Origin of the sequence: Sphingomonas kyeonggiensis (assembly GCF_014196745.1) — a bacterium.
In the GTDB taxonomy this organism is placed as follows: domain Bacteria; phylum Pseudomonadota; class Alphaproteobacteria; order Sphingomonadales; family Sphingomonadaceae; genus Sphingomonas; species Sphingomonas kyeonggiensis.
Map to the genome: position 1 here is coordinate 1,180,103 of NZ_JACIEH010000003.1, position 16,328 is coordinate 1,196,430.

Sequence of the window (16,328 nt, forward strand, 5' to 3'; positions counted from 1 at the left end):
ATTTATAAACAAGAGGAGTGAGTCGATGGCGCGGATCCTGGGCTATATCGCCACCAGCCTGGACGGCTTCATCGCAACCGAAGATGACAGCCTCGACTGGCTGTTCGCCTATGACGGCCTCGATCTTGGCGCACATGACTATCGCCATTTCCTGCAGCGAGTCCGGACGGTGGTGATGGGGCGAGGCACTTATGATTTCCTCGCAAGCCAGGATGCGCCCTGGGCCTATGACGCGCAGCGGGTGATCGTCGTCACTTCTCGACCAATCCTGGACCCGAAGGGGCCGCTGGAGACGCGTAGCGATGTGGACCTGCTGATCGCGGAATTGCGTGCGCTCGACGATGGCGATGTCTGGATGCTGGGCGGCGGACGACTGCAAATGACGTTCATCGCGCGCAGTGCCCTCGATGCGATCGAGATCTATGTGATGCCGGAGCTGATCGGGCGCGGGAAGCCGCTGTTCCCTGCGGAAGGCGTGCGAGAGAAGCTGCGGCTGCTCGGCGCCGAGGCGATCGACCGGGGCTGTGTGCGCCTGCACTATGCCTTTGGGGACTAGAAGGGCAACTCGTCCCCCAGCCGCTCCTCGAAGTTCGAAACCGTCACGCCGACCAGCCTGATCCCCTTGGGCGTCGGCAGCACCGAGCGGATCAGCGAGAGGCTCATGTCGCGCAAAGCCTCGCGGCGGTCGACCAGGCCGGCCGAGAGACTGCGGCTGCGGGTGATGATCTGGAAGTCGGCATATTTCACCTTCACGGTGACGGTGCGGCCGAACTCCTGCGCCTTTTCGCACCAGGTCCAGACGTCCTCGGCCATCTCCAGCACCCCGGCCTCGATCTCGGTATTCTCGGTAAGGTCCCGGTCGAAGGTGGTCTCCGAGCCTGAGGATTTGCGGATGCGCTCGGCATCGACTGGCCGGTCGTCCTCGCCGCGGGCGATCGCATGATACCATTCGGCTGAGCTGCCGAAATGGGCGCGGAGGAACTCGATCGATTTGGCGCGCAGGTCTGCCCCGGTCTCGATGCCGAGCCCCTGCATCTTGCGCGCGGTCACCGGGCCGACCCCGTGGAAGCGCTTGACCGGCAGCGTCTCTACCCAGGCCGCGCCCATGTCAGGCGTCACCGCGAACTGGCCATTGGGCTTGCGCTGGTCCGAGGCGAGCTTGGCGAGGAACTTGTTGTACGAGATGCCGGCCGAGGCGGTGAGCCCGGTTTCCTCCAGAATCCGCGCGCGGATTTCCTTGGCGGTGGCCCAGGCGGTCTCGATCCCGCGCAGGTTCGCGGTGACGTCGAGATAGGCTTCGTCGAGCGAGAGCGGCTGGATGATCGGGGTATAGTCGGCGAAGATCGCGTGGATCTGTTTCGAGACGGCGCGATAGACGTCGAAGCGCGGCTTGACGAAGACCAGCTCGGGGCAGCGGCGCAGCGCGGTGACCGAGGGCAGGGCGGAGCGGACCCCGAACTTGCGCGCCTCATAGCTCGCCGCCGCGACCACGCCGCGCGCCGCGGCATAGCCCACTGCGACCGGCTTGCCCTTCAGCATGGGATCGTCGCGCTGTTCCACCGACGCGTAAAACGCATCCATGTCGACATGGATGATCTTGCGGACCGGCGCCTGCGCCATGTCAGTCGTCCATCGGCTCCAGGGCGGCGGCGAAGATGCGGGTGAGGCGCTTCTCGAACCGCGCATCCTCTTCGGGGCTGCATTCGAGCGTATCGATCGAGAGCATGTTGTGCATGATGCCCATGCCCATCAGCACCGCCAGCGCCATTGCCGCGCGCATCTCCCGGTCTTCGCCGTCGAGCTCCTGCGAGACGGGGTCGAGGATGTCGGTCTGCACCGCGTCATGGATGATCTGCCCGGCCTTGGGCGAGCCGATCGAATGGAGCAGGATCAGGATGCGCTCGATATGGATGTCGCGCTCACCCGGCGGGGCATCGTCCTTCTCGAGGAAGAGCCGGGCGAAATGCTGGGCGAGCATCTCACGGGTCGCACCGTCGAGGATGTCCTTCTCGTCCTCGTCGCGCAGCGTCTCGCGGAACAGCGCTTCCTTGCTGCCGAAATAGCGGCTGACCAGCGCCGGATCGACCCCGGCATGGCCCGCGATCTCGCGCAGGCCGACATTCTCGTAATTTTCGCGCGCGAAATGCTTCCGGGCCGAGGCGAGGATGGCCTGGCGCGTCGCAACGGCATTGCGATGCCGCGGCGTAACCGGTGGGATCATGGACAGTTTCCCTAACATGGCGGTGAACATAGTCAACCGTCGTGGACATATGTCATCGTTCGTTGACAAGTTCCCTGAACCTGCTTAGCGGGACAAAATCGGAAGTCGTTCGTTTCGAGCAACGACACCGTGGAGGATGTCCGGCCTGGGGCACGGATTTAGGGATCGGAAATGCACTCGAAGAACCGTCAGCTGCTCATCCCGGCTCTTGCAGCCGCGCTTGTCCTTTCCGGCTGCGGTGGAGGTGGCGCCCAGCCGCCCCAGCAGGGTGCGCCGCCCGTGACGGTGTCGGCACCGCTGGTGCGTGACGTCGTCGATTGGGACGAGTTCGTCGGGCGCTTCGAGGCGATCCAGTCGGTCGATGTGCGTCCGCGCGCTTCGGGCTATCTGCAGGGCGTGTGGTTCAAGGACGGCCAGTACGTCCAGAAGGGCCAGCTGCTGTTCACCGTCGATGCCCGCCCGGCACAGGCCGCGGTTGCGCAGGCAGTGGCGCAGGTCGCCCAGGCCCAGGCCACGCTGGCCAACGCCAAGACCGAATATGCCCGCTCGGAAGCGCTGGTCGCCCAGCGCGCCGCCAGCCAGGAAGAGCTGGAACAGCGCCGCGCCGCAATGCGCTCGGCCAGCGCGCAGGTCGCGGCGGCCGAAGCCAATCTGCGGGCGCAGCGGCTTGGCCTCGGCTTCACCCGCGTCGTGGCGCCGCTGAGCGGCCGCATCTCGGAGCGCAAGGTCGACGTCGGCAACTCGGTTACCGCCGACCAGACGGTGCTGACCACGATCGTCTCGGTCGATCCGGTCCACTTCGTCTTCCAGGGTTCGGAAGCGCTGCTGCTCAAGTACCAGCGCGACGGGTCGGGCACGCGTGACGGCACGCCGATCAAGGTCAAGCTGTCGGACGAGACCGACTATACCCACAACGGCACGATCGACTTCGTCGACAACGCGCTCGATGCCGGCGCCGGCACGATCCGTGCGCGTGCGGTGATCAGCAACCCGGGCGGCTTCCTGAAGGCCGGCATGTTCGGCTCGGCCCGCCTCGAGGCGAGCAAGCCCTATCCGGCGATGCTGGTGCCGGACACGGCGATCATGGCCGATGCGGCCCGCCAGATCGTGTTCGTCGTCGACAAGACCAACACGGTGACGGCGCGTCCGGTGCAGACCGGCCCGCTGCAGGGCAATCTGCGCGTGATCCGCTCGGGCCTGAACAAGGACGACCGGGTGGTGATCGACGGCGCCCAGCGCGCCCGCCCGGGCGTGAAGGTCACGCCTCAGCCGGGCCAGATCAAGGAAGCGGCGCCCGCGGGCGGCACTTCGGATGCTCCCGACTACACCGCCAAGCCGGCCGGTAACCGCTAAGGAACGGCGCGATGAGCGATACCCAGGCCGTACCGGCCTCCCAGCCTCCGCAGGCGCCCGTGCGCAGCGGATTCTCCAGCTTCTTCATCGAGCGGCCGATCTTCGCCGCAGTGATCTCGGTGTTCATCACCCTGATCGGCGCCTTCTGCTATCCGCTGCTGCCGCTGTCGCAATATCCGGAGATCGCCCCGCCGACGATCTCGGTGCAGGCCGCCTATGCGGGCGCCTCGCCGGAGATCATCGCCGAGACCGTCGCCGCGCCGCTCGAACAGGAGATCAACGGCGTCGAGGGCATGCTCTACATGAGCTCGTCCTCCACCCAGGGCGCGGGCCAGATCACTGTCACCTTCAAGCCCGGCACCGACCTCGATGCCGCGCAGGTGCTGGTGCAGAACCGCGTCAACCTCGCGCTGCCGCGCCTGCCCGATCAGGTTCGCCAGATCGGCGTGACGGTGAACAAGCAGGAATCGGGCTTCCTGATGATCGTGGCGCTGACCTCGCCCGACAACAGCCTCGATGTCGACTACATGGGCAATTACGCCAACACGGTGATCCGTGACCGGCTGCTGCGCCTCGAAGGCGTCGGCTCGGTGCAGATCTTCGGCGGCGGCAACTATTCGATGCGCGTCTGGATCGATCCGGACAAGGCGGCCGCGCGCAACCTGACCTCCACGGAGATCATTGCCGCGCTGCAGGCGCAGAACGTCCAGACCGCGGGCGGTGCGCTCGGCTCCTCGCCCTCGGGCAAGGACAGCCCGTCGTTCGAAGTGCCGGTGGACGTGCAGGGCCGCCTGGCCAGCGTCCAGCAGTTCTCGAACATCGTCATCAAGTCCGATCCCTCGGGCGCGGCGCTCACCAAGCTGGGGGACGTCGCGCGGATCGAGCTGGGCAGCCAGGATTACTCGATCCAGGGTTCGTTCGGCGGCAAGCGCGGCATCGCACTCGCCATCGTCCAGCAGCCGGGCGCCAACTCGCTCAACGCGGCGGACCTGGTGCTGAAGGAAATGGGCACGCTGAAGAAGGACTTCCCGCAGGGCCTTCAGTACAGCATTCCCTACAACCCGACCGAATATGTCTCGGCATCGGTGGAAGCCGTGCAGCACACGCTGCTCGAAGCGGTGGTCCTCGTCGTCGTCGTCGTGCTGATCTTCCTCCAGACCTGGCGCGCGGCGGTGATCCCGATCGTCGCCATCCCGATCGCGCTGGTCGGCACCTTCGCGGTGCAGCTGGCGCTGGGCTATTCGATCAACTCGCTGTCGCTCTTCGCACTGGTGCTCGCAGTGGGCATCGTGGTCGACGACGCGATCGTCGTGGTCGAGGCGGTGGAAAAGCACATCCGCGAGGGCAAGCACCCGCGCGAGGCCGCGCACCTGACGATGAAGGAAGTGTCCGGCGCGCTGGTCGCGATCGGCCTGGTGCTCGTCTCGGTGTTCATCCCGACGGCAATGGTCGGCGGCATTCCCGGCATCTTCTACCGCCAGTTCGCGGTGACGATCGCCGCCGCCTCGGCGATCTCGCTGCTCGTCTCGCTCACCCTGTCGCCGGCGCTCGCCGCGCTGCTGCTCAAGCCGCACCAGCATATGGATGCCGACAGGGGTCCGCGCTGGATGCGTCCGATCAAGGTCGGCGCGGAGAAGTTCAACCAGGGCTTCGACTGGCTGTCGGATCGCTATGGCCGCGTCACCAGCCGCCTGATCCGCATGGGCCTGATCATGATGATCGTCTATGCGGGCCTGCTGGCGCTGACCGGCTGGCGCCTGACCGCCACGCCGACCGGCTTCATCCCCGAGCAGGATCAGGGCTTCCTGATCGGCGTCGTCCAACTGCCGCCGGGCTCGTCGCTCGACCGCACCAGCGAAGTCGTCGCCAAGGCCTATGACATCGCCGCCAAGACCGACGGCGTGATCGACGGCGCGGCATTCGCCGGCCTCGACGGCGCGAGCTTCAGCCAGGCGTCGAATGCGGGCGTGATCTTCATCAAGCTCAAGGACTGGTCCGAGCGCGGCAAGAAGCAGAGCGCCGAGGCGCTGGCCGGCCAGCTCACCGGCGCGATCGCCGGGCAGATCAGCGGCGCCAACATCTTCATGATCGCACCGCCCGCGGTGCAGGGCCTCGGCAACGGTTCGGGCTTCGTGATGATGGTCGAGGACAAGTCGGCCAATGGCGGCTGGCGCGGGCTCGAAGCCGCGACCGGCGCGATGATGGGCGCGGCCATGCAGGAGCACAAGGTCAGCCAGGTCTTCTCGCTGTTCAACACCGCGACGCCGAAGATCCGTGCCGATGTCGATCGCGACAAGGCGCAGATCCTGGGCGTGCAACCTGCCCAGGTGTTCGACGCGATCAGCACCTATATCGGCTCGACCTATGTCAACGACTTCAACCTGCTTGGCCGCACCTTCCGGGTGACCGCGCAGGCGGAGCCGAACGCCCGCGACCAGATGGACGATATCGGCCGTCTCCAGGTCCGCTCGTCGAGCGGGCAGATGGTGCCGATCTCGGCGGTTGCGAACTTCGTGCGCGATTCCGGATCGTCGCGCGTGGTCCGCTACAACCTGCTCCCCGCAGTCGAGCTGCAGGGCCAGGCGGCGCCGGGCGTCTCCTCGGGCGATGCGCTCGCGGCGATGGAGGCGATGGCCACCAAGGTGCTGCCGCAGGGCTATGGCTATGAATGGACCGGCCTCGCCTATCAGCAGAAGGCGGCGGGCAGCTCCTCGGCGCTGATCTTCGTCCTCGCCGTGGTGTTCGTGTTCCTCGTACTGGCAGCCCAGTACGAAGCGCTCACGCTGCCGCTCGCGGTGATCCTGATCGTGCCGATGTGCATCCTCGCGGCGCTGCTCGGCGTGAACCTGCGGGGGATGGACAACAACATCCTCACCCAGGTCGGCCTCGTCGTGCTGATCGCGCTGGCCGCGAAGAACGCGATCCTGATCGTCGAGTTCGCCAAGCAGGGCGAGGAAGAGGGCATGAACCGGTTCGATGCGGCGGTCCACGCGGCCCGTTCGCGTCTCCGCCCGATCCTGATGACCTCGTTCGCCTTCATCTTCGGCGTGATCCCGCTGGCGATCGCCAGCGGCCCGGGCCAGGAGATGCGCCAGTCGCTCGGCACCGCCGTGGTGTTCGGCATGATCGGCGTGACCATCTTCGGCCTGGTCTTCACACCGATCTTCTACGTGCTGATGCGCAAGCTCGGCCGCGGGAAGGTCGCGCACCACGAGCAAAATCCGCCGGCGGCGCCGCAGACGCCCGCTGCCGCGACGGGAGAAGCGCAATGAAGCGTACCCTCATCCTGACCGCAGCCGGCCTGTCGCTGGCCGGCTGCGCGGTCGGCCCCAACTATGTCTCGCCGGCGTCCAAGGCGCCGGCCCAGGGCGAGCTGACCCAGGCGAACGCGCCGGGCTTCGTGCCCGACGAGCCGCCCGCGGACTGGTGGAAGCTCTACGACACGCCGGTGATCGACCGGCTGGTCGGCGAGGCGCTGACCGCCAACACCGATCTGCGCGTCGCCGCGGCGAACCTGCGCCAGGCCCGGGCCGCCCTGCGCGAGACCCGCGCCCAGCGCCTGCCGATGACCAACCTGTCGGCACAGGGTACCCATTCGCGCCAGCCGGGCGCCGCGATGGGCATCCCCAACGCGTCGTTCGAGGGCGAGACCTACACCGTCGGCCTCGATTCCAGCTATCAGGTCGACCTGTTCGGCAAGATCGCGCGCGGCATCGAAGCCGGGCGGGCCGATGTCGGCGCCAGCCAGGCCGCCTATGACCTGGCCCGGGTGACCGTCGTCGCCGAGACGATCCGGGCCTATTCGGATGCCTGTGCCGCCGGCCAGCAGCTCAAGGTCGCGAACAGCACGCTCAAGCTGCAGGAAGACACGTTCGACCTGACCCGCCGGCTCGAAGCGGGCGGGCGTGGCACCGGGCTGGAGACCGCCCAGGGCGCCGCGCTGCTCGAGCAGACCCGCGCCAGCGTCCCGGTGATCGAGGCGCAGCGCAAGGCGGCCCTGTTCCGCCTCGCGGTGCTCACCGGCAAGCCGCCGTCCGAAGCGCCGACCGACGTCGCGGGCTGCGAGGCCGTGCCGGTGGTCCGCCAGGCGATCCCGGTCGGCAATGGCGCGACCCTGCTGGCGCGCCGTGCCGATGTCCGTGCCGCCGAGCGCAAGCTGGCCTCGGCCACCGCGCAGATCGGCGTCGCCACCGCGGATCTCTATCCGAACGTCTCGATCGGCGGTTCGATCGGCACGACCGCGCTCGACCCCAAGGACCTGTTCAAGAGCTCGAGCTTCCGCTTCAGCATCGGGCCGCTGGTCTCGTTCAGCTTCCCGAACATGAGCGTCGCCCGTGCGCGCGTCGCCCAGGCAAAGGCGGGGGCGGATGCCGCGCTGGCGAGCTTCGACGGCACCTGGCTGACCGCGCTGCAGGATACCGAGACCGCGCTTGCCGCCTATGTGGCGCAGGGCCAGCGCGTCGAGGCGCTGCGCCGCGGCCGTGACCAGAGCGGCGAGGCCGCCCGCATCGCGCGCCTGCGCTACCGCGCGGGTGCCGAGCCGTTCCAGACGGTGCTCGATGCCGAACGCTCGCTGGCCACGAACGAGCTGTCGCTCGCCCAGGCCGAATCGGACTTCTCCGATGCGACCGTTTCCCTGTTCCTCGCGCTTGGCGGGGGGTGGCAGCAGTCTCCCCAGGGCTGACCTGCCAACCCCCGCCCCCGCGCCCCGCGTGCCTAATGGCGCGCGGGGACGCGGCTGTTTGCGTTCGCGATGCGCGTTCGCGGCACCTTCCTAGCTGAAAATCCCACTGGACACAGCCCGCATGGGCATGCGCAAAATGCCGCAGCTACAGGGCTTTGGCAGGCGGATCGTCTGCGTGCCGGGCATTCTGCCCGACCAATAATCAAATGTGGCCTGACCATTCTATTGACACCCGTCGTTCAATCGGCCTTATTGGCCTGACACCGGTGGCCAGCACGGACTGGCAATCACAAAAGCCGGAACAGACGGGGAGGAGAGTCATGCGAAGGACTACTCTATTTGCCAGTTCGGCGCTTTGCGCCGTCCTGATGGCGGCGCCTGCGCTCGCCCAGAATAGCGGTACCAATACCACCGACGGTCAGGCCAGTGCGCCCCAGGCCGAGGAACCCACGGCGAACGACCAGATCGTGGTGACCGGTTTCCGCCGGGCCTATGCCGATGCGCTCAACATCAAGCGCGAATCCGATCAGATCACCGATTCGATCTCGTCCGACGGCCTTGGCCGCTTCCCGGACCTCAACGTCGGCGAGGCGGTGCAGCGCATTCCGGGCGTGCAAATCAATCGCGAGGCCGATTCGCGCAACGCGACCATCTCGCTGCGCGGCCTGCCGGGCTCGTTCGCGCGCACCACGCTGAACGGCGGCGGCTTCGCCGATCCGATCCTAGGCAGCGCGACCAACACCTCGTCGACGCCGCTCGGCGCGTTCAATTCGGACATCTTCTCGGCGATCACCGTGATCAAGTCGCCCTCCGCGGCGAACCTGGCCGGCGGCCTTTCGGGCAATGTCGACTTGCGGATCGCCTCGGCGCTGAGCCGCAAGGCCGGCGGCTGGGCCAAGGCTTCGTACGAATATAACGACTTGGGCGACCTGGGCAGCCCGGCCTTCTCGGCCGGCTACAATGCGCACATCACCGACAATTTCGCGGTGTTCGGCGTCGTCGCCTACAAGGACGAGAAGTTCCGCCGCGACTCCATCTCGGTCAACACCTGGGCCAATCGCCTCGGCGCGATCCAGGTCGGCAACCAGCAGGCGGCGGCGAGCAACCCGACCTACCAGGCGCTGATGGCGCAGTATCCGGGCGGGGTCTATTATCCGAGCCAGGTCCGCCAGTTCGTCCGCATGAACCAGGGCCATCTGCTCACCGGCGCGGCCGGCTACGAATGGCAGGCGAGCGACACGCTCAAGTTCGGGGCGACCGGCTTCTACACCGAGCGCAACCTCGACAAGGGCCTGAACCACCTTCTCTACATCGACACCTCTGCGGGCAACAACACCAACACCGCGCTGGCCCCAACCTCGGCGGTGGCGCATTTCACCAGCCTGGGCACGCCCTATGTGGTGCAGACCTCGAGCGGGCCGCGCGCCTACATCAACCAGTTCTCGGCCGAGAATCTGCAGACCTATGACTCGATCCGCTCCGAGCCGGCGAAGCAGAAGACCTGGGCGGTCAACCCGACGATCGAGTTCAAGGACGACCAGTGGCGGGTGACCGCGCAGGGCACGATCTCGCGCGCGCAGGTGCTCGCCAACCAGATCGAGCTGGACATCATCCAGAACCCCTATCGCAACCTGGGCTCGGCGGGGCTGAACGGCATCACCGCATCGATCTTCACCGGCGGCACCAGCCTGCAGGATGCGAAGTTCGTCCTGAACACGCCCAATGCCTCGCACATCCCGACCGGCGGCTATCCGCTGCCCTCGGCGGCGAACCAGGCGACCCAGGCGGGCGCGCAGATGCCGGGCCAGGTGGCGGGCACCCAGGGCGATCGCTTCGGCGTGACCGGCACCAACGGCCAGTCTTGGAATGCGCTCGATGCGATCCAGCTCGATCTCGAGCGGACGTTCGAGGACAGCTTCCTGTCCGCCGTGCAGGTCGGCATGCGCTATGAGCGCAACGAATATACCTCGATCGGCTCGCGCAACACGTCGCTGGGCGCGAACACCGGGAATGTCACCCCGGCCATGTCGCAGGCGATTCCCTATGCCAATGATTTCTTCGGCGGCACGGCGGGCGGCTATACCCAGAACTGGCGCAATCTCGACATCAACCAGGTGCTGGGCGCGGTCACCCCGGTGAACATCGGGCCGCGGACCACCGCCAACCCCAACGGCCTGCCAGGCCAGTTCGTCTATGGCAGCGGCGGCGTGTTCCTCACCCCCTATGGGCTGGTGAACAATTATTGGGACGCCAATTACTGGAACAACAACTTCACCAACACCAAGAAGGTGATGTCCGCCTATATCATGGGCAAGTTCGATACCGAGATCTTCGGTATCCATGTCCGCGGCAATGCCGGCGTGCGCTACGAGACGACCGACCAGAAGATCGACGCGCTCGACTGCCGCAACTGCGCCAGCGCGCTCTCGGGCGTGGTCGGGCCGTTGAACCACAGCATGTCGAACCGGGTCTACAAGGACCATTACGACTATTGGCTGCCCTCGGCGATGTTCGCGGCGGACCTAGCCAAGAACCTCATCCTGCGCGGCGCCTATTACAAGACCTATGTCCGCCCGCAGCCGCGCGACACCGTGCCGATCTCGTTCGTGCAGGTGCCCGAAGTACTCACCCCGGCGGTCGATCCGGTCTATTCGGTGACGATCGGCGCGACCAACATCAAGCCCTACACCTCGAACTCGTTCGACCTGTCGCTCGAATGGTATAACCGCCCCGGCGGCGCCTTTGCGATCGCGGTCTACCAGAAGAACATCAACGGCTATATCGGCCCGATCACCGACCAGAACGTGCTCTGCCCGGCGAACGGCCGGATCAACGGCATCGACTACGGCCTCGGCAATCTCAGCATCGTCGGCCCGAACTGCGTGAGCTCGAACCAGTTCATCGGCGCCGGCGGCACGCTGGTGAATGCGATCGTCCGGGCAAGCGGCCTGACCAACCAGAATCCGATGCGGGTGCGCGGCCTCGAGGTCTCGGTCCAGCAGAACCTCGATTTCCTGCCGGGCTTCCTGAAGTATCTCGGCGGTGCGGCGAACTACACCTACACCCAGATCGACGGCAAGGACACGGCGGGCAACCCGATCACGCTGCCCAGCGTCGCCAAGCACAACATCAACCTGATCGGCTATTACGAGACCAAGCTGTTCGGGCTGCGGATGGTGTTCAACCATCGCGGCAAATACGATCTGGCCGCCGGCAACAGCTTCGTCGGCGATGCCCGCACGGTGAAGGCGCGCAGCCAGCTCGACGCTTCGGCCTCGCTCAACATCATGAAGAACTTCTCGATCTCGCTCGACGCGTTCAACCTGACCAACGCGACCCGCTCGGAATATGAGAACGACCCGATGCTGCCGCGGCGCATCGACTATGACGGGCGAACCTATACGCTGACGGTCCGTACCAACTTCTAGCATCCCCTAAGCGGAGCGGCTGGGTTGCGCCGCTCCGCTTCCCTCTGGTGAAGGCCCGCCCGATGAAGTTCCTTGTCTCCAGCGCCGCGTTGCTCTTGGCGCTCGGCTCGGTTCCTGCCCTTGCTCAGGATCATGCGATCCTCGGCGTCGATTTCGCCAAGGGCGTGCCGGCGGGCGATCCGGTCGCGCGCAAGGTGCTCGCCCGGGCCGATGCGGCGCTCGATCGTCCGCCCGGCGCGATCCCGCAGCTCCACACCGAAGGCACGCTGCCCGGGAAGGGCATTCGCGAGATCAGCCTCAAGGCGAAGCAGGACCAGCCGATCGTGATCGCGCTGGCGCTCGCCTGGCGGCTGACCGGCGAGCGGCGCTATCTCGACCAGACGGCACGCTATCTGGAGAATTGGGCGGACACCTATCAGATGTCGTTCAACCCGATCGACGAGACCGGGTTCGACACGCTGCTACTCGCCACCGACCTGACCGAGGCCGATCTCAGCCCGGCGCTCAGGGCCAAGCTCGACGGCTTCTGGCGCAGGATGGCGGCCGGCTATCTCGATGCGATGGACGGCAGCCCGAAGAATTCCCACACCAACTGGCAGAGCCACCGCATCAAGCTGGCGACCATGGCGGCGTTCGAGACCGGCGATGCCAAGCTGATCGAGCGGGCGCGCGGGGCCTTCGAGAAGCAGGTGAGCGGCAATATCCGGCCCGACGGATCGGTGTTCGACTTCTACGAGCGCGACGCGCTCCATTATGTCACCTACAATCTCGATCCGATGCTGATGGCGGCGCTCGCAGCGAAGGCGCACGGCCAGGACTGGTACAATTGGAAGAGCCCGACCGGATCGAGCCTGGCCGGTGCGGTCAAATGGCTCGAGCCCTATGCGACCGGCGAGAAGACCCACATCGAGTTCGTCAATTCGCGGATCCAGTTCGATCGCGACCGCGCGGGCGCGGGGCAGAAGGAATATGCGCCGCATCCCTGGGATCCGGGCAACGCCGTGAACACCTATGCGCTCGCCACCCGGCTGGCACCGGCCTATCGCGACTTCGCGGCCAGGCTCGCCGAGCGGGAGAAGCGCCAGCCCGACGACTGGCTGCTACTGTCCGGGCGCTGAGGGAGCCGGAGGCCTCGAAGTGCCGGCCGCCAGCTACTGGCGCTGCGGCATCGAGAGCGACACGCGGAACGGCGCCCAGCCGATGCGGCTCGCCAGCGCCCCTGGGGCGGTGAGGACGAGATAGCCGGTCGCCCAGAGCACCTCGCCGTCCTGCCGCATCGTCTTCACCACCCGGTTCACGTGTACCGGAGTGAGCCCGGTCACGTCGGCGACCAGCTCCTGCGTCAGCGGATGGTCGAACGCGCCTTCGCTGGTCAGCCCGGCCATCGACAGGCGCTCGAGCAACTCGAGGAATAGGTCGGCCAATCGCTCATAGGCGTTCATCCGGCCGAGCCGGGTGATCTGGGCGAGCAGGAACGATTCGTCGAGCGCGTGGCTGATCCCATAGGCGCAGGAGAGCGAGGGGAAATCCTCCGCCGAGGGGGCGGGGCAGATTTCCAGGTCGGTCAAGGCGACGATCGTCGAGGTCGCGAGCGGCTCGGGCTGGTAGCAATGGCCGATCAGGTCGCCGGGCAGCAACAGGCCCATGATCTGGCGGCGGCCATCGGGCAGGATGCGCGTGCGTGCCGCCCAGCCGGAGAGCAGGATCTGCGGATCCATGACCGGCTTGCCCTCGGAGAGCAGTTCCTGCCGGATCGGGATGCGGCGCGCACGGCGCGCGGCGTCGCGCAACGCGATGTCGGCGCGCGCGTCGAATGGCGCGAGTGCGGCGAGTCTGCGGAATGCGGGTATCGCTGGGGGAGGGGCCAGGGTCGCCTGGCTCACGCGTTCATCACCCTGTCGTCAAGCATGCCGGTCCCCCTTCCACGTACGGTTCCGCCATTTCATCCCGTGGAAGCGAAATGCCGCAGCGGATGCCCCCGACACCTAACCAGATCCCTGGCGGTCGGGCTGGGCCGGGGCGGGAGCGCCCGCATCCATTCATCTAGGGTCGAGCCGAGGTTGCGCACCACAACCCATGTTGGTGCTCCTGCTTATGTCGGGCGGCCGCACCGGGCGGCTGGTCGCGCGAAAGGAACGCGCGCGTTTCGGCAGAAGGAGGATGCCGATCGAAGTCCGGCATCGCTGCCCACCTTGCTGGGTCAACGCATGGTGCAGGCCTTCGGACCCATTGGGTCCGGATGCGACCGATCAGGCGGCCAGTGCCTCGCCGATCAGGCGGAAGAAGGCCTGGCTGCCGGCCTGGCGCTCGACATGCCATTCGGGGTGCCATTGCACCGCCAGCACCGGCGCACCGTTGGGCCGGGCGGAGAAGCCCTCTACCAGCCCGTCCTCGGGCGACAGCGCTTCGATGTCGAGGCCGGTGCCCAGCCGGTCGATGCCCTGGCGGTGCACCGAATTGACCGCGAGCCGCGTCTCGCCCGTCGCCGCGGCGAGCACGCCGGCTTCGGTGAGCGTCACGTCATGGCCATGGGTGAACAGGCATTCGAAGGGCCGGCTGTCATCCTCGAGGTGATGGCCGTCGAGATCGCCGCGCAGCGTGCCGCCGAACAGCACGTTGAGCTCCTGCAATCCGCGGCAGATGCCGAACACCGGGCGGCCGGCATCGATCATCGCGCCGGCGAGCGCCAGCGCCACTTCGTCGCGCTGCTCGTCGAGCGGAGTCTGGTCCCAACTGCCGCCATAGCGATGCGCCGCGACGTTGGAGCGCGAGCCGGTGAGCAGCAGCCCGTCGAGCCGGCGGGCGATCGACCGGGCATCGAGCGTGTCGGCAAGCGCCGGCACCAGCAGCACGGTCGCGTCGGAAAGCTTGGACAAGGGCGAGATGAAGCGACTCGCCACCGCCTGGATCGGCCGCTCCGACACTTCGTTGCAGCAAAGCACGCCGATCAGCGGTTTCATGCGCCATGCTCCGCCAGCCGGGCGCCGATATGGTGCGCATCGCTGTCTTCGAGCCGCTGCGCGCCGGGCTGCACCACCACGCTGTGGGCGGGCACGTCGTCGAGCAGCCAGACATTGCCGCCGATCGTGCTGCCGCGCCCGATCGTCACCCGCCCGAGGATGGTCGCGCCGGCATAGACGATCACATCGTCCTCCAGGATCGGGTGCCGGGCGAAACGCTCGCGCGGGCCGGCGGGGGCGAGGCCCAGCGGACTGCGGCCGCCCAGGGTGACGTGCTGGTAGAGCCGCACGTTGCGGCCGATGATCGAGGTTTCGCCGATCACCACGCCGGTGCCGTGATCGATGAAGAAGCTGTGCCCGATCGTCGCACCCGGATGGATGTCGATGCCGGTGCGGGCGTTGGCGAGCTCGGAGACGATGCGCGCGACGATCACCGCGCCCAGCGCGTGCAGCTCGTGGGCGATGCGGTGATAGCGGATCGCCAATGCGCCGGGATAGGAGACCAAGATCTCGTCGACGCTGCGCGCGGCGGGATCGCCGACGAATGCTGCCTCGACATCGGCGTCGATCGCGGCGCGGATCTCGGGCAGCGTTGCCGCGAACAGGCGGACGATCGCCTCGGCTTGGTCGGGATCGAAGGGCTGGTCGGACTCACGCTGCCAGTAATCGAGCTCGTTCCCGATCTCCTGCCCGAGCAGCCGGAACGCCTGGTCGAGATGCTCGGCGACGAAATCATCCTCGCGCGCCGGCCCGCCGCGGAAACCGCCGAGCCGGGCGGGGAAGAGCGCGGCGGAGAGATGCTCGACCACCTCGGCCAGCACCGCGGGCGAGGGAAAGCGGGTCACCGCGTGGCGCCCGGCCTGGCGTTCCCGCCAGGCCGAGCGCGCCGCATTGAGCGCGGATACCGCACCGGCGATCTCCGCCGAAAATGGCGACGAGAGAGGAGATGCCGTCACGGGTTCGCTCAATGCGCGATATCGGGCTGCGCGACGGTGCGCAGGTAAGGGGTGTGCTCGGTCCAGCCGGCAGGGAACAGCGCGCGTGCCTCCTCGGCACCGACCGAAGGGAGGATGATCACGTCCTCGCCCTGCTGCCAGTCGGCGGGGGTGGCGACCTTGTGGTTGTCGGTCAGCTGCAGGCTGTCGATCGTGCGCAGGATCTCGTCGAAATTGCGCCCGGTCGAGGCCGGATAGGTGAGGGTGAGGCGCACGCGCTTCTGCGGATCGATCACGAAGACGGTGCGCACGGTCACCGTGTCCGACGCGTTGGGATGGATCAGGCCGAGCAGCTCCGAGATGCGGCGATCGACATCGGCGAGCAGCGGGAAGTTGAGCGCCGAGCCCTGGGTGCGGGCGATGTCGTTCGCCCAGTCGAGATGACGGTCGACCGGATCGACCGACAGGCCGATCACCTTCACCCCGCGCTTGTCGAACTCGGGCTTGAGCCGGGCGACGGTGCCCAGTTCGGTGGTGCACACCGGCGTGAAGTCGCGCGGGTGCGAGAAGAGCACCACCCAGTCCTTGCCCGCCCAATCATAGAAATTGAGCGTGCCGAAGGTCGATTCCTGGGTGAAGTCGGGAACGGTATCGAAGAGCTTGAGCGACATCGGGTCACCTTGGGCTGGGAGTATCAGGCCGGTTTCTGGGGACTAGAATATCCTACTGAATTAGTAGGTGAATAAA

12 protein-coding genes are annotated in these 16,328 nt (G+C 66.9%); 6 read left to right on the plus strand and 6 right to left on the minus strand.

Annotated features, from left to right (window positions below):
* Positions 1 to 25 precede the first annotated feature (25 nt).
* Positions 26 to 556: a dihydrofolate reductase family protein gene (locus GGR46_RS20830; protein ID WP_183999906.1), complete on the plus strand. Its 531-nt coding sequence runs from the start codon at positions 26 to 28 to the stop codon at positions 554 to 556.
* Here the strand turns inward: GGR46_RS20830 and dinB are convergent.
* Positions 553 to 1,620, minus strand: coding sequence for a DNA polymerase IV (gene dinB / locus GGR46_RS20835; RefSeq protein WP_183999907.1), 1,068 nt, complete (start codon positions 1,618 to 1,620; stop codon positions 553 to 555). The genes GGR46_RS20830 and dinB overlap by 4 nt on opposite strands.
* A gap of 1 nt (position 1,621) precedes the next feature.
* Complete coding sequence (locus tag GGR46_RS20840; RefSeq protein ID WP_183999908.1) at positions 1,622 to 2,221, minus strand: TetR/AcrR family transcriptional regulator; 600 nt, start codon at positions 2,219 to 2,221, stop codon at positions 1,622 to 1,624.
* Between the two features lie 171 nt (positions 2,222 to 2,392).
* Here GGR46_RS20840 and GGR46_RS20845 point away from each other — a divergent pair, with 171 nt between their 5' ends.
* The 5 genes from GGR46_RS20845 (at position 2,393) to GGR46_RS20865 (ending at position 12,804) form a co-directional block, all read left to right on the plus strand.
* Complete coding sequence (locus GGR46_RS20845) at positions 2,393 to 3,574, plus strand: efflux RND transporter periplasmic adaptor subunit (RefSeq protein WP_183999909.1); 1,182 nt, start codon at positions 2,393 to 2,395, stop codon at positions 3,572 to 3,574.
* A gap of 11 nt (positions 3,575 to 3,585) precedes the next feature.
* Positions 3,586 to 6,846, plus strand: a complete 3,261-nt coding sequence (locus GGR46_RS20850; protein ID WP_183999910.1) for an efflux RND transporter permease subunit — start codon at positions 3,586 to 3,588, stop codon at positions 6,844 to 6,846.
* Positions 6,843 to 8,258 carry an efflux transporter outer membrane subunit gene (locus tag GGR46_RS20855; protein WP_183999911.1) on the plus strand — a complete coding sequence of 472 codons (1,416 nt, stop codon included), beginning with the start codon at positions 6,843 to 6,845 and terminating at the stop codon, positions 8,256 to 8,258. Before GGR46_RS20850 ends, GGR46_RS20855 begins: the two co-directional genes overlap by 4 nt.
* A gap of 368 nt (positions 8,259 to 8,626) precedes the next feature.
* A complete protein-coding gene (locus GGR46_RS20860; protein WP_246426230.1) occupies positions 8,627 to 11,686 on the plus strand; it encodes a TonB-dependent receptor in 3,060 nt (1,019 codons plus the stop codon).
* Between the two features lie 62 nt (positions 11,687 to 11,748).
* The gene (locus GGR46_RS20865; protein ID WP_183999913.1) at positions 11,749 to 12,804 is read left to right on the plus strand and encodes an alginate lyase family protein; all 1,056 of its coding nucleotides are present in this window, start codon (positions 11,749 to 11,751) and stop codon (positions 12,802 to 12,804) included.
* A gap of 33 nt (positions 12,805 to 12,837) precedes the next feature.
* On the opposite strand, the gene GGR46_RS20870 is transcribed toward GGR46_RS20865, so the two are convergent.
* The 4 genes from GGR46_RS20870 to GGR46_RS20885 all read right to left on the minus strand — a co-directional run bounded on the left by GGR46_RS20870 (position 12,838) and on the right by GGR46_RS20885 (position 16,252).
* Positions 12,838 to 13,569 (minus strand): helix-turn-helix domain-containing protein, encoded by a 732-nt coding sequence (locus GGR46_RS20870; RefSeq protein ID WP_183999915.1) that lies wholly within the window; start codon positions 13,567 to 13,569, stop codon positions 12,838 to 12,840.
* A 366-nt stretch (positions 13,570 to 13,935) separates the two neighbouring features.
* A complete protein-coding gene (locus tag GGR46_RS20875) occupies positions 13,936 to 14,646 on the minus strand; it encodes a gamma-glutamyl-gamma-aminobutyrate hydrolase family protein (RefSeq protein ID WP_183999916.1) in 711 nt (236 codons plus the stop codon).
* A complete protein-coding gene (epsC, locus tag GGR46_RS20880) occupies positions 14,643 to 15,602 on the minus strand; it encodes a serine O-acetyltransferase EpsC (RefSeq protein WP_343058272.1) in 960 nt (319 codons plus the stop codon). The genes GGR46_RS20875 and epsC overlap by 4 nt, the downstream gene beginning before the upstream one ends.
* An 8-nt stretch (positions 15,603 to 15,610) precedes the next feature.
* Positions 15,611 to 16,252 carry a peroxiredoxin gene (locus GGR46_RS20885; RefSeq protein ID WP_183999918.1) on the minus strand — a complete coding sequence of 214 codons (642 nt, stop codon included), beginning with the start codon at positions 16,250 to 16,252 and terminating at the stop codon, positions 15,611 to 15,613.
* Positions 16,253 to 16,328: the final 76 nt, after the last annotated feature.